Origin of the sequence: Corynebacterium breve (assembly GCF_030252165.1) — a bacterium.
In the GTDB taxonomy this organism is placed as follows: Bacteria; Actinomycetota; Actinomycetes; order Mycobacteriales; family Mycobacteriaceae; genus Corynebacterium; species Corynebacterium breve.
Genome location: NZ_CP126969.1, coordinates 2,050,414 through 2,064,937, shown reverse-complemented (window position 1 = coordinate 2,064,937; position 14,524 = coordinate 2,050,414). Strand labels below are relative to the sequence as shown.

Below are 14,524 nucleotides of genomic sequence, written 5' to 3'. Positions count from 1 at the left end.
GCCCTACAAATGTAGGGCCCCACTCATTATTTCTTTATGTACGCATTTGATCGATAGGGCTCTATTTCTAAACAACTCCTAGCCTTAGTTATCCCATGCGGTAACCGTCCCACCATGTATGGGGTGTGAATCTGCTGACTGTGAATGAGATTAATGCGTCTCGCGGTTAATGCGTGGGGCTATGGGGGGATGGATGGCGAACGTTGCTCGCGCCATGGTATTGCAAGTCTAGAAGTTGCGAGTAGCATATCGATTCCACATATTCGCTGATAGCGTTCACTTCCTGTCACTATTTTTTGAATTGCAGGGGATCTTTTTGTGGCGTACTGAGTTGGGGAGAATAGACAATCATTCCTCAAATTTCCTGTACTTGCTGTTGCAATTACTGTGGAGTTGGGCCTATGGTTGCTGGGGACACCTTGAGTCAGCCTTGAATCCGCGCCGGGAATTGCTTAGGTGTTTTCCTAGTACAGATGTCGCGACAGCAGTCGCCGATATCGTCCACAACTTGAGGAGAAGCAATGGAAGTTAAGAAATCGAGGGTTATCGCGGCATTGGTAACCGTGATGACAATGTTGATCGGAGCGTTGCTCGTTCCGAACGTGGCGAATGCTGCTCCTGGGCAATATCGGGGCGTAACCGTCAACGAGATTGCTGTTCAACCACCTTACGGTGACGGTACGAATCAGACCAGCCACCCGGCTCCGCTGGCTGTATACCCTGATGGCGGAACACTGTCGGCTGATTCTCAGGTCGTTTACTGCTTCAATATGAACCGTACTATCCCCACGGAGGGCGATGCGAACCCCGACGGCACTAACCTGCTGTACGATAAAAGGTACGGTAATCTCGCTGGTTACGCCGATAATGCACGGGACGGCGCAGAGCAGGGCGTACTAGACGCAGTTTATAATGGTTATCCAACCAACGCATCTGGATTGCAGGAAGCTCTTGAGTTGACCGACAATGAAATGCGATACGCAACCCAGCTAGCAGTGTGGTATTGGACCGACTCTGACAACGGAAAATACCTCTATGACGCGACCTCGAACTTCTCTGGAATCGACGAGGCGTTTAAGATTCTCACTGGACAGCAGCCCGCGCCGGCAGGGGTCACTCTCGAATCTGTCGATTCAACTGTTGCGACTCTAGAAATTTACGAGGAGTCTACTGGGCGAGCGGATATGAATTACCAGGACCTTCTCGGTATTTCATTTGTTAACCCAGAGGATGGAACCCCCGTCGAGCTCCCCGAGGTTCCAGTCGTTACGACCACCCCTGTCACGACCACCGAGCAGACTACCGTCGATGTCACCACTCCTGTCGTAACAACCACGGAGACGGCTCCGGTTGTAACAGTAACCGTCACCGAAACTCCAACTACCACGGTAACCGACACCGAAGTTATTGAAACTCGTGTAACTGAGACCACCACCTCGACTCTCCCTGCTGAGACCGAGACCGTAGTTACCACCGCTCCAGTCGTAACCGTGACCGAGACTTCCGAGGTCACCCCAGTTACCGAAACCACCATCATCGATGGCGGAACCGTGACCGAGTCCACCACCCTTCCAGAGGTTACCGAGACCACTGAGGTTGACGGCGGCACCACCGTAGTGACCACTACCCGTGAGCCAGTAGTGGAGACCACTGAGGTTGACGGCGGCACCACCGTGGTTACCACCACCCGTGAGCCAGTAGTGGAGACCACTGAGGTTGATGGCGGCACCACCGTAGTGACCACTACCCGTGAGCCTGTTATCGAGACCGAGTGGGAGAACCCAACCACCACGGTTACCGAGACTGCTGAAACCGTTACTGTCACCGAAACCCCAGGTATCGTGACCGAAACCGTGACCCCAGAGCCAGTTACCACCACCGTTACCACCGCTCCTGAGCAGGTAACCGAGGTTGTTCCAGCTCCTTGGATTGGCACCAATGCACACGACAAGGACGGCGGCAAGGACGACAAGGTCCTCGACGCTGATGGCGGCACTGTTGTTGACACTGTTATCTACGTAGGCCTGACTCCTGGCAAGGAGTACACCATGAAGGGCGAGCTCGTAGACAAGGATGCAGAGGGCGCAAGCACCGGCATCACCGCCGAGAAGACCTTCACCCCTGAGAAGGCTGAAGGCTCCGTCAAGCTTGAGTTCAAGGTTCCTGCAGAGCACGAGGGTAAGACCCTGGTTGTGTTTGAAGAACTGAGCCTGGACGGCGAAGTTGTTGCTGAGCACAAGAACCTGGACTCCGTGAACCAGACCATTGTTGTTGGCGAGAACACCCCGCTGATCAAGACCAACGCGAAGGACAAAGCAGACAACGACCGCTTCATGGATGCCGAAGGTGGCACTGTGGTTGACACCGTCGACTACGTTGGTCTCAAGTCCGGCGACAGCTACACCATGAAGGGTGAGCTGATGGACGTTCAGACCGGCGAAGGCACTGGCATCACAGCAGACAAGGAATTTACCGCAGACAAGTCCAAGGGCTCCGTTGATCTAGAGTTCACGGTTCCTGCGGGTTACGAGGGCAAGACCCTGGTTGTATTCGAGCGCCTCTACGATGCAAACGGCGAGCTCGTCGCTGAGCACGTTGATCGCGAGGACATCAAGCAGACCGTACTTGTTAAGAAGACTGGCACCTGCGAGGACAAGGGCGATGAGTCCGAGGATTGCGTTCCAGCTCCTACTTGCGACACTGACGGCTCCAGCGATGGTTCCTCCAACTGTGGCGTGATCGGTAGCTCCGTTTCACCATGGTGGCTGCTGGTTCCAGTTGCACTGCTTGGCCTGATCGGCGTCGGTGGCCTCGGCTCCTCTGACGGTTCTTCCGACGGCAGCTCCGATGCTGATAACGGTGCTGGCAACGGCAACGAGAACGGCAACGACAAGGGCGGCAACGCTGACAACGGCGAAGGCAACGGTACCGCTCCTGGTAACGATGCAAAGCCTGGCGACAACTCCAAGCCTGGACAGCCTGGCCAGCCTGGACAGCCTGGACAGCCTGGTGGCTCCAAGGACGCTCCTGCAGGCGATGCAGCGAAGTCCGAGGGCGCAACCCGCGGCCTCCTGGCTAACACCGGTGCAGATGTCTGGATGCTCGGCATCGCAGCGCTGCTGATGATCGCTGCTGGTGGCGCACTGATGATCCGCCGCCGCAACGAAGCATAAACCAATGCACTAGCTCACTGAGCTAAACCACTAAAGGGTGGCATCTCCGGGAAACCGGGGTTGCCACCCTTTAGCATTTGGGTGAAACGGGCGAGGTAATCGTCGTTAAGCGGTAGTCTCAAAAAGCTGATAGTTCGCCTCGCACGGGAACCTTTTTCGTGGTTACGTGTATTAAACAGTCAAAGCGAAAAGTTGTGGTTTACAAGGCACTCGTCACGGGAGAATCTCATGGGCAAATTTAAAGTCGGCGTCGCGGCGGTATTAAGCATGGTCATGCTTTCTGCATGTAGCACCGACGGTGGCGACGAAGGCGGCGAATCGGGTTCGCAGGTCTCGGATCAGCAAGGTGTGGGCAGTGGCAACGACGGCTCTGACTGGCGTGCGCTGGACATTATCCCCGAAAATGGGCTTCTGCGTCTCCCGCCGGCCAGTGAGATTCCGGTGCAGTTCCAATACATCTTCCAATCTGGTGACATCGCTAGCCAGATGGCGCTTCCGTTTGAGGGCGACGAGTCGATCAATCAAGGTCTTGGCCGAATCGATGTTGAACAGGCGACGATGGTGACTAGCTTCATGTCGCCAAACCAGGCGCAGATTGTGCAAGACACCGGCTTGGTTGTCGGACATTATTTCGTCGGTGCGAGCGAGCACAACCTAAGTGATCCGCAGCGGAAAGAAGCCAAGCACGCGTTGCTGCGTTTCAACACAGAGGAAGACGCGAAGAGCGTAGTCGAGCAGATCGCAGGAGAAATGGCGACCAACGGCGAGCAGCCGATTGCCCAGCTGCCTGTCCCGTGGGCGGAGACACCTGCCGAGAATCTGGGAGAGACACGGGCGTTCTCCGCTCAACCTGGACCAACCCGCATGGGCGTGCCGGATGATGTCAACGCGGGCCATCGAACGCACCGCACGTTGACACCAATCGGGGAGTACGTCTTCTGGACGGAGACGATAGCGCTGAGCGACGATCCTGCGTGGGCTGAGGGTTACGCGACCAAGGTCATCGAGAAGCAGCGCGCATTGGTGCCGGAGATCGAGTCGTTGAAGACAGAGGGTGGCGTTGGTATGTATGACGAGCTGCCCGACAAAGAATATGCGGCGTTGGAGCTCTACAACTCGCAGCCGCTAAGCCACGAATCGCAAAATGAGCCGCAAAACTTCTCGCCACGTGGTTATGCGATGAACTACGAAAACGCCAAGGCGGTGTATGAAGTCCTTCTAGACACCAAAACGGAGCACATCGTACAAGACGGTTCCGTGGTGTTTGCCTCCGCCGATGAGCAAGGGGCGCAGAAACTGCAGGATTTCTTCGTTGAGGAGTTGAAGGCGAAAGGTGGCACCGAGTACGACGAGCCACAGGGGATCGAGAACACGGTCTGCCTTGAATCCCAAGGCGTCGATGGCGACGAAAACACCTGCGTGATGCGCTATGGCAGTGCGGTGGTGATGACTAAGCAGGACAATTCGGTATACAGCGAAGTAAATAACATCAATCCGAAGAAGACTCTGTCCGAGTTGCTCGCGACAAGCTACGCAAGCTTTAGGCTTGCCGACGAGCTGGGGATCCCACTCAACAGCAACCGAGGCGACGCGCGCGAAATCTTTAAAGCGAACTTCGACGAAGATGAACACCCGCTGGAGAGCTGACGAAACTTCACGCGGTGGCCATGGTGCGACGGAATACTCGCTACGATAGAGCAATGATGTCTTTCGATTCCACGACGACGATTGTGACACGAGTTCCTTTGCCCGGTGTGGAAAACGAAGAGTTAGCTGCCCATGATTTGGGTGGCGGACACTTTGTTGTCGCGAGTGTCCCGTTTGTGGATACGACTTTGGCAGTAGGCGACATTGTGGAATGTGTGCGCGTTGGTGGTAAATACCACGTTAATCAGGTGATCGTGCGCGGTGGGGCGTCGACGGTGCGGATTCTTCCCCAAGAACCAGAAGACCTTGCGAGTACCTTGTTGGCTTTCGGGTGCCGCGTCGAAGTTGGCCCAGGCGGCATGCTGGCAGCCTCAATTGGGCCGGAATGCCCGCGCGAAGGAATCCAGGAATGGCTGGACTCACTTGAAGACGACGGGGTAATCCAAGTCGCACCTGGGTACACGGCGGGATCTGACTAAACCACTTAGACTGATCCCTATGACGGTCTTTATTAGCGCTGAACAGCTCGCAGATGAAATTCGCCACGGTAAGAAGCTCACTGTTTTGTCCACCAACTGGGAAGCACAAGAAGGCCTTGCTTGGCGCCGTTTCCAGTCGGAGCACGTGCCAACTGCACTGTTTTGTGACCCATCGGTATCGCTTGCGGGTATGCCGGGTTCCAAGCGCGGTCGCAACCCGATGCCTCCCATTGCACGCCTGCAGGAGGCGTTTCAGAAGTGGGGCATGCAGCACGATCGTCCGGTAGTTGTCTATGACTCCCGTTCCGGAGTATTCGCAGCTCGGGCGTGGTGGATCCTGCGCTGGGCTGGTGTCGAAGATGTCAAGATTCTCGACGGCGGCCTGCGTGAGTGGGAGCGAAAGGGCTTGCCGGTGCTCGGCGGTCCGGGAAATATCACCGTCTCCTCTGATGTCGAGGTGCAGCCTGATTCTTTGCCTACCGCGACGATGGACGAGGTTCGTGAATTCCATGGCCTGCTTGTAGACGCGCGCAACGAAAACCGCTGGGCTGGTCGTCGTGAAGTTCTTGACCTCAAGGCCGGACACATCCCAGGAGCTTTGAACGTGCCGGTGGATGAACTTTTCGACGAGAACAAGATGGTTGGCTCCGTCGACCTGATCCGTGACCGTCTCGCGCAGGTGGGCGTTACCCAAAACACTGATCCTGACTCCGCGATTGTTTACTCGGGTTCTGGCAACCACTCCGCGCTGTTGCTCGCAGCTATGGCACATGCTGGGCTTCCGATCATTTCTCACTACGTTGGCGGTTGGTCGCAGTGGAGCGCTAACCAAGAAAATCAGGTAGCCCGCGCCATCTAACCCATGCGGAGACGCTAAAGTCTTCAAGTGATGGCATACGTAGCAATTATTCTCGCAGTCCTCGCCTTGATCGGGGCGGGTGTTTTGTGGTACCTCGGCTCAAAAGCTGAGGCGCCGGCCAACGCAGGCTTAACGACGACCCCTGCGCCCGAAACAGAGCAGCCTCCGGTGGAAGAACCGGCCCTAGATGACACTCCGGAACTCATGCTGGAGCTGCCTCCGGAGGAAACGGTCGAAGAACCGGAGGAATTGGTCGTTGAAGAACCGTTCGAGCCAGTAGATGACTCGCCTGAACCTGCACCCGAGCTAGAGGCTGAGCCTGAGCCTGAGCCTGAGCCCGAGCTAGTGGCCGAACCCGAAGCGCAATCTGAGGCTGAGGCTGAACCTGCGCCGCTGATTGCTCCTGCACCTCGACCACACCGCAAGTCTGGCCTTCAACTGCCTGGATCAACCCGCCGCGAAAAGCGCGCTTGGGCGGAAGAAAACGGCTACGAGTTCGTTCGCACCGATGAATACCTGGTGGACGAGTGGTCGCGCGGTGCCGCCGCCACAGGTGCCGCGGCTCGCGACATCGTGTCGGGCTCAATCTATGGACACGAAATGCTGCTGATGGACCTTGGCGGAACCAACGTCATGGCCATGCGAACAGGAACTGTGAGCGACGTCGTCGTTGACATGCGTCGCACGGGCTTTTCTGCAGTTTCATCCGATGATCTGCTTGAGGTATTTACCATCGCCGGTTTCACGGTGTTTGCCACCGAGGTAGGCCCTGCAGATCGCATGATCGATGAGCGAGTGGTGACCGCGCTGCAAAACCTGCCCAAGGTTGTCTCTGCCGTGTGGTTTGAAAGCGACTGGGTACTGGCGCAGACTGAGCGTGGCAGCGTTCCAGCGGATTGGGACGACATGTTGGCACCTTTGGGTTTGCTTGCCGACGCAGCCCGCGTTCTACCTCCACAGACATGGCAGACGCTTGAATTCACTGAGCCCACACGTGAGATGGGCGAGCCAATTTCCCTTCCGGCCCCCGAAGTAGAGATCGAGGAAGAGGCGACGGGCGTGCAGGTTGTGCGTCCGGAAGAGCCACTGGAAATGCCGACTCGCATCACTGGTGCACTGCGGGGCGTGATGGATCATCATCAGATCGGCGGCGACGAGGTGGATGCCATCGCAGATGGTGCCGATGAGCCCGCGCCGAACGACGGCACACGTGTGACTCGCGAAAAGAAACCACCGTCCATCTTCGGCGACTAGGTTTCGACGACTAGGATATGACCCATGGCTAACACACAGGTAGACTCCGCTGCCCTCAAAGAACTGGCGGAACTGGTCAAGGAACTCGCAGTAGTACACGGCAAGGTCACTTTGTCCTCCGGCAAAGAGGCTGATTACTACGTTGACCTGCGCCGCGCGACCCTGCACCACCAAGCATCCCAGCTGATTGGCACCCTGCTGCGCCAGCTCACCGCTGATCTGGACTATGTCGCTGTCGGCGGTTTGACCTTGGGCGCGGACCCAGTTGCTACCGCCGTGATGCACGCTGCTGGCGAGCCGGTCGACGCCTTTGTCGTGCGCAAGGAAGCGAAAAAGCATGGCATGCAGCGTCGTGTTGAAGGCCCATCGATCGTCGGCAAGCGAGTGCTTGTTGTGGAAGACACCACCACCACCGGAAACTCCCCGCTCACCGCGGTGGAAGCGTGTCGCGCCGAGGGCGCCGAGGTTGTGGCAGTTGCTACTGTCGTTGATCGCGCGACCGGCGCTGACCAGGTGCTCACGGACGCAGGCCTGGAATACCGTTACTTGCTTGGTCTGGATGATCTTGGCCTTGCTTAGCGACGACGCCGATGCCAAAGGCCCTACCGAGTGGGGCGAAGGCCGGCACGGGGTTGGTCCGTGGGAGGGCGAGTGGCCAACTGATGAGAAGTACGACCGTGAGATGTTGGAGCATGGCGACACTCGAAACGTTGTTGATGCGTATCGCTACTGGACTCGCGAAGCGATCGTGGCAGACATCGACACCCGGCGGCATCCTTTTCATGTGGCGATTGAGAATTTTGAAAACGACGCCAACATTGGCACCGTCGTACGCACGGCCAATGCTTTTGCGGCGGACACCGTGCATATCGTGGGCAGGCGGCGCTGGAATCGCCGCGGCGCGATGGTGACGGATCGCTACCAGCACCTTGAACACCACGCCGACGTGGAAACACTTGTCGATTGGTGCGTCCAGCGTGACCTGCCGATCGTGGCGATAGACAATACCCCAGGGTCTATTCCGCTTGAAACCGCCGAGTTGCCAGAAAAATGTATGCTGTTGTTTGGACAAGAGGGCCCGGGTGTCACCGCGCAAGCTCGTGGGGCAGCGGTGATGACTTGCTCGATCGCTCAATTTGGTTCGACCCGCTCGATTAACGCCGGCGTTGCGGCTGGAATCGCAATGCATGCGTGGATTAGGCAACATGCTGACTTGAAACATTCGTGGCCCTAATTCGATATACACTTCAATGAAACTTTCGTGACACGAGGAGACACGTGCCAGAGACTTGGGCGCACCGCGCCGATCTTGCTGAAGCCGCCATCACTGAGCGGCATGCATCCCGTTTGTGGGGGATTCCGCGCACAAACATGGGCGTGGTGAGCTGGCCACCCACCACCAAGGAAAAACTCTTTGTCCGCTGGCACTACTGGTGGCAGGCACACTACTTGGACTGTCAGGTAGACGCTGCTTTGCGACGAGACACGAAAGCTCGCCGCAACCGTATCCAGGATACGATTCGTGGTGTCCAACTTCGCAACTTGGGCAAGCTGACGAAGAACCGGTACTACGACGATAAAGCGTGGATGACTCTGGCCATGAACCGCGCGGCCGAGCTGGATCGAGTCAAACGGGCGAAGCAGCTCGACGATCTCGAATTCAACCTCATCGCAGGCATCGACTCGCTCACTGGTGTTTTGCCATGGCGTCTTGGAGAGACCTTTTACAATGTGCCATCCAACGGCCCTTCTGCGATCATGATGGCGCGAACTGGCCGTCTCGATCAGGCTCGCGAGGTGGTCGACTGGATGTATGACAACCTCATCAACGACAAGGGCCTTGTCATGGACGGTGTGCGCATGCGCATGCACGGCCCCGAAATTGTGACCAAGGTGTACACCTATAATCAGGGCGTGCTTATGGGAGCCTCGCTGGAAATCGCATTAGCGCTGCGCGAGCGTGCAGGGCTTGCCGACGACGAGGCCATCGATTCCTATGATGATGCTTCCCGCGCCGACGAATCCATGCAGTACATCACGCATATTCGTTCGCTAGTGCAGGCGATTGCGCTGCACCTGGCGACTCCGCAGGGCGTGATCGAGGAAGTCGGCGACGGCGATGGTGGGCTGTTTAAGGGAATCCTTGTCCGGTATCTCGCTGATGTTGCGATGCGTCTTCCGGAAGATACTCCGGCCAATGTGGCGACGAAGAAGGTAGCCAAGCGCATCGTGCTTGCCAGCGCCGAGAGCGCATGGAGCCACCGTCTTGAGGTCGATGGTTTACCGATCTTCTCTTCTGATTGGACGGCGGACGCTCGCCTGCCGCATAACTACGGATTGGGGCCTTCGAGCGTTCCGGAGGCGATCGGAATCATCAGAATCGCCGAACGGGACTTATCTGTACAACTGTCGGGTTGGATGCTGCTAGAAGCAGCCGCGCGGCTTACTCTCGACGACTAAATTTCCACTTTCTCGGGTGGGGGTAAGGCAAGCGTTCATTTGTTTTGGGTTTTACACACGGGGGCAGCGCGAAACAGTTTTTGCGGGCATACTGGATGTTGTATTCAACCCGCGACAATGGAGGAAAAACGCTTATGCCTATCGCAACGCCTGAGGTTTACAACGCAATGCTCGACAAGGCAAAGGAAGGCGGCTACGCTTTCCCAGCCATCAACTGCACTTCGTCCGAGACCATTAACGCAGCTCTGAAGGGCTTCGCTGAGGCTGAGTCCGACGGCATCATCCAGTTCTCCACTGGTGGTGCAGAGTTCGGTTCCGGCTTGGCTGTGAAGAACAAGGTTGCTGGCGCGACCGCCTTGGCTGCTTTCGCTCACGAGGCTGCGAAGCACTACGGCATCAACGTTGCCCTGCACACCGACCACTGCCAAAAGGAAGTTCTGGACGAGTACGTCCGCCCACTGATCGCTATCTCCCAGGAGCGCGTCGACCGCGGCGAGCTTCCACTGTTCCAGTCCCACATGTGGGATGGCTCCGCTGTCCCAATCGATGAGAACCTTGAGATCGCTCAGGAACTCCTAGAGAAGGCACGCAACGCAAACATCATCCTCGAAATCGAGATCGGTGTTGTTGGTGGCGAGGAAGACGGCGTTGAGGCAAAGGCTGGAGCGAACCTCTACACCACCAAGGAAGACTTCGAGAAGACCATCGACGCAATCGGCACCGGCGAAAACGGCCGCTACCTGCTGGCTGCAACCTTCGGCAACGTCCACGGTGTGTACAAGCCGGGCAACGTGAAGCTGAAGCCAGAGATTCTGAAGATGGGCCAGGACGCAGCAATCGAGAAGCTCGGCCTTGCAGCTGACGCGCAGCCTTTCGACTTCGTATTCCACGGTGGTTCCGGCTCCGAGAAGGAAAAGATTGAGGAAGCGCTGACCTACGGCGTAATCAAGATGAACGTTGACACTGATACCCAGTACGCGTTCACCCGCCCAATCGTTTCCCACATGTTTGAGAACTACAACGGAGTTCTGAAGATTGACGGCGAAGTCGGCAACAAGAAGGTTTACGACCCACGTTCTTACATGAAGAAGGCAGAGCAGTCCATGTCTGAGCGCGTCATCGAGGCATGCCAGGACCTGCACTCTGTTGGCAAGTCCGTGTCTAAGTAAGACATTTTCTGACGCAGAGCTTGACGACGAGCCCCCGCCGACAGGTGGGGGCTCGTTTCCTTGACTATCCACTTTCCTTGTCTACCGATATACACTGCTTCTATGAACACTCGTAAGCGTGGCGCCCGCCGGATCAACGCCGTCGTGGCGACTGTGTGCGCCTTCTTCGTCACAAGCTTCGTCGCTGGCGTTCCCGGTGCGAACGCCCAAGAAGGGGAAGATGCCCCGAAGCCCGGCTGGAACATCCTTGGTGAAGAGTCCTTTCCCAAGATGAAGCCGCGCGCAGAGGCTAACATTACGACGGAGACGCTGAAAGCTGGTGATCGGACGTCGTATGGTTTTTCCTTCTACCCAGGTATGCCTTCGCCAGCAGACGACGAAGGCAACTGGACCGCACAGACGTGGACCACTCTGATCATGTGTGAGGACGAAGACGTGCCGTTTGATCGCCCGCCAACCGAGGCGGATGTCACGGTCCAAGGTGGTCAGGTTGGGCAGGTCAAGGTCATTCCTGGGCGAACACCGGGCTGTTGGGTCTTTTTGATGGGTGAGGCCTGGTCCTTGGAAGACGGAATGACCTTTAACAATCCACGTAACCGCTCGTTTAAGGATTTCGGATTTCCGTTTACTCCAGTTGCTTTCGACCCGCCCTCGAAGGTGAGCGTTTCGGTTCCTGCGACGGTTCAACCAGGGGCCAAATCCTTCGACGCAGAAGCATCCGTAGAAGTCGGACGCATCGTGGACCGTGGTATCGAAAGTACCGATAGTAGCGAAGGCAACTTCGTTGTGGAAGCCGAAAACGAAGATGGCCTATGTACTTATCAAACGCATGAAAAAGTTTGGCTTGAATCGCCCGGCTCAACTGGAGTCTGGGTCGCACGAGCTGACCTGACTAGTAAACAGGTTGAACCTTCTGCGACTTGGGCTGCAGAAGGCAAGACTTGGGAGGATCTCGGGCGGGCGCTCAAATCAACGATCACGGTGCACCGTGAAGACGGTACGACTGAGACGCGAGAGGCAACTCCTGAGCAGTTGATGCCGCGGCTTGAGAATCCATCTGGTGGCCACGTGCCGACTCAGCGCGTTCTTGTTGAGCATGTTTTGACGCCTACCAGCGCCTTTTCATCGGACCTCTGGATGGGGCCAAATGACATGGCGGAAGTGACCATTGTCTACACCAATCTCTGCTGGCCCGGTGCCAAACCCGGTGAGCCGTTGCTTAATACCGTAGAGGCCACGGAACCCGCGGTAACATTTGCTTCAACGGTTTCTCGTCCGGCAGAAATCGCGATGGCAAAGGCGAACATCAGTGTAGAGGTGAGTTAATGGCTAAGCAGCGAATGGGCACACTAGCCCGATTGGAAATAGTTGACCGTTCGTTGCAGTCGCGCCTCTCGCGGGTAAAGAAGCGCCTTTTCTCGATCTTCCAGGCAGCCCTCGCAGCCGGGTTAGCCTACTGGGTCGCCTCCCGGTTTGTCGGCCACGAGCTCCCATTTTTTGCACCCATCGCGGTGGTTATCATCCTTGGCCTTTCCGGCGGTGGCCGCATTAACCGAGCATTTGAGATGTCGCTGGGATGTGTCCTCGGGGTGCTCCTCGGCGATTTGCTTTTCGTGCGCCTTGGTTCAGGAGCCTGGCAAATAGCTATCGCAGTTGCCGGCAGTTTGCTGGTTGCATCGTTTTTCTCCAAATCCCAATTGGTCAGCAATCAAGTGGCAATCGGCTCGATCTTAATTGCGACAATCATGCCGCCAGGCGCGGAAACGACAGGTATCGATCGCACTGTCGATGCGATCATTGGCTCGGTCATCGCGCTTTCTGTGATCGCAGTGCTTCCCGCATCGCCACTGGTCTCGGGCCGGTACGAGATTTCAAACGTGCTCGGCCTGTCGTCGTCAGTGCTCGACGATGTTGCCAAAGGCTTGCGCACGAAGGATTCAGTGCTTATCGACGAAGCGATCCACGCGATCCAAGGATCGGATTCGCAGGTGGATGCGATGCTCGCTGCGACGAGGTCGGGTGCCGAGTCCACGAAGATTAGCCCACTACTGTGGGGTGCTCGTCGTTATGTCCGCAGCCTTGAGCGAGTGGTCGGGCCGGTAGATAGTGCGGTGCGCAACGTGCGGGTGTTGGCAAGGCGCGCGATGGTGCTGGTCCGAGACAATGACACGGTGAGCGAGCAACAGGTGGAGATCATCGACGATCTAGCCAAGATTTCGCTTGAGCTGTCGGAGATTTACGACGTAAAAACGGAGCTCAATCAAGCCCAGGAAATTCCGATCCTGGTGAATGAGCTCCGTGTGTTGGGGGCGAAAGCTTCCCTCGACGTCCTCGATGAGGACAGTGTTTTAAGTGCTTACGCCATTTTGGCGCAGAGTCGGTCCATCATCGTGGACCTGTTGGAGATCTGCGGAATGTCCCGTGAATCTGCCAACGCGGTACTTGCGCCAACCTCGGAAACTCCGGCGTTTCCGCCGGAGCTTCACGAGGAATAGCTAGTTTGCTTATCGACGATCGCGCAGGTCGCGGTCACCGTCGAGATCCTTGACGCCGTCGACGCCCTCGGTCTCGATGCGCTCCTTGGCAACATCTTCGGTGACGGTCTCGGTGTCACGGACGGTCTCCTTGTCCAGGGAGACCTTCTCTACTGGAACGGATTCCTTGGTAACGTTGACGCGCTCCTCGTGCAGGGTGACGGAAGCCTCGTCGTCGCCGAGGTTTGCGCCACGCAGGCGATCAGCCTCGTTGCCGGAGATTGGCTCGCGCTCGATGCGAACCTCTTCGCGCTCGACAGGAACCTCGACGGTCTCGGTGTCGTGGACAACGTGCTTGCGCAGGCGAACGTGGCCGGTTTCCTCGCGCTCCTTGTCAACGTTTAGACGCTCCTCGGAACGAACCAGGGTTGCGTCATCGCCGTCGCGAAGGTCGGTGCGGTCGCGGTCGAACTCGCGGTCGTTGTCGCGGATCTCGCCGTCACGCAGGTCGCCATCGCGCAAGTTGGTGCGGTCGCGGTCGAAGTCGCGGTCGTTGGCGCGTGGGTCTACGTCGTAGTGGGTGGTGTTCTCGACGCTGTCTACGCCGTAGTGGCGGTAGAAGGCTGCCTGGTCCTCCTGGGAAAGGTGGCCCTCGGTGCCCCAGTTTGGTGCGTCCTTGATGCGGTCCTTGTCAAACGCAAGGTGGAGCTCGCCGTCACGTAGGGAGTGGCCGCGCAGTGGGACGATAGAGCTAGACATGTTGAACAGGCCGTGGTTAACATCCACGAAGTCTGGCTGGCCAGATGCGTCGTTGACATAAACATCGCGGACGGAACCGAGCTTGTCTCCGTTGCGGTCGTAAGCGGTTGCACGTGCAAGGTCGTCGATCGAGTAGTTCTTATTCATGATGTAGCTCCTTCACTAAAGGTGACGATTTCTATATCTAACTTCTGCAGCGTCTTGCTCCTGCAGTCCCCGTTCTGTGGGGTGCGTTACCCAGAGTAAGAGC

The 14,524-nt window shown here is 57.1% G+C and carries 12 protein-coding genes; 11 read left to right on the top strand and 1 reads right to left on the bottom strand.

What is annotated here, in order from left to right:
* Positions 1-521: 521 nt before the first annotated feature.
* From QP027_RS10030 to QP027_RS09980, 11 genes are all read left to right on the top strand, one after another.
* Positions 522-3,173 carry a VaFE repeat-containing surface-anchored protein gene (locus tag QP027_RS10030; protein ID WP_284824520.1) on the top strand — a complete coding sequence of 884 codons (2,652 nt, stop codon included), beginning with the start codon at positions 522-524 and terminating at the stop codon, positions 3,171-3,173.
* 228 nt (positions 3,174-3,401) lie between these two features.
* Positions 3,402-4,820, top strand: a complete 1,419-nt coding sequence (locus QP027_RS10025) for a DUF7373 family lipoprotein (RefSeq protein ID WP_284824519.1) — start codon at positions 3,402-3,404, stop codon at positions 4,818-4,820.
* 53 nt (positions 4,821-4,873) lie between these two features.
* Positions 4,874-5,299, top strand: a complete 426-nt coding sequence (locus QP027_RS10020) for a DUF4265 domain-containing protein (protein ID WP_284824516.1) — start codon at positions 4,874-4,876, stop codon at positions 5,297-5,299.
* 19 nt (positions 5,300-5,318) lie between these two features.
* Positions 5,319-6,158: a sulfurtransferase gene (locus QP027_RS10015; protein ID WP_284824514.1), complete on the top strand. Its 840-nt coding sequence runs from the start codon at positions 5,319-5,321 to the stop codon at positions 6,156-6,158.
* A 30-nt stretch (positions 6,159-6,188) separates the two neighbouring features.
* Positions 6,189-7,412, top strand: coding sequence for a type III secretion system chaperone family protein (locus tag QP027_RS10010; RefSeq protein ID WP_284824513.1), 1,224 nt, complete (start codon positions 6,189-6,191; stop codon positions 7,410-7,412).
* A gap of 24 nt (positions 7,413-7,436) precedes the next feature.
* Positions 7,437-7,991 (top strand): orotate phosphoribosyltransferase, encoded by a 555-nt coding sequence (pyrE, locus tag QP027_RS10005; RefSeq protein WP_284824511.1) that lies wholly within the window; start codon positions 7,437-7,439, stop codon positions 7,989-7,991.
* Positions 7,972-8,646, top strand: coding sequence for a TrmH family RNA methyltransferase (locus QP027_RS10000; protein WP_284827015.1), 675 nt, complete (start codon positions 7,972-7,974; stop codon positions 8,644-8,646). Before pyrE ends, QP027_RS10000 begins: the two co-directional genes overlap by 20 nt.
* Before the next feature lie 44 nt (positions 8,647-8,690).
* Positions 8,691-9,872, top strand: coding sequence for a glycoside hydrolase family 76 protein (locus tag QP027_RS09995; protein WP_284824510.1), 1,182 nt, complete (start codon positions 8,691-8,693; stop codon positions 9,870-9,872).
* A gap of 134 nt (positions 9,873-10,006) precedes the next feature.
* Complete coding sequence (gene fbaA / locus QP027_RS09990) at positions 10,007-11,041, top strand: class II fructose-bisphosphate aldolase (protein ID WP_284824508.1); 1,035 nt, start codon at positions 10,007-10,009, stop codon at positions 11,039-11,041.
* Between the two features lie 102 nt (positions 11,042-11,143).
* Positions 11,144-12,367: a hypothetical protein gene (locus QP027_RS09985; RefSeq protein ID WP_284824507.1), complete on the top strand. Its 1,224-nt coding sequence runs from the start codon at positions 11,144-11,146 to the stop codon at positions 12,365-12,367.
* Positions 12,367-13,536, top strand: coding sequence for an FUSC family protein (locus QP027_RS09980; protein ID WP_284824506.1), 1,170 nt, complete (start codon positions 12,367-12,369; stop codon positions 13,534-13,536). The genes QP027_RS09985 and QP027_RS09980 overlap by 1 nt, the downstream gene beginning before the upstream one ends.
* A 9-nt stretch (positions 13,537-13,545) precedes the next feature.
* On the opposite strand, the gene QP027_RS09975 is transcribed toward QP027_RS09980, so the two are convergent.
* Positions 13,546-14,421 (bottom strand): PRC and DUF2382 domain-containing protein, encoded by an 876-nt coding sequence (locus QP027_RS09975; protein ID WP_284824504.1) that lies wholly within the window; start codon positions 14,419-14,421, stop codon positions 13,546-13,548.
* Between the last annotated feature and the right edge of the window lie 103 nt (positions 14,422-14,524).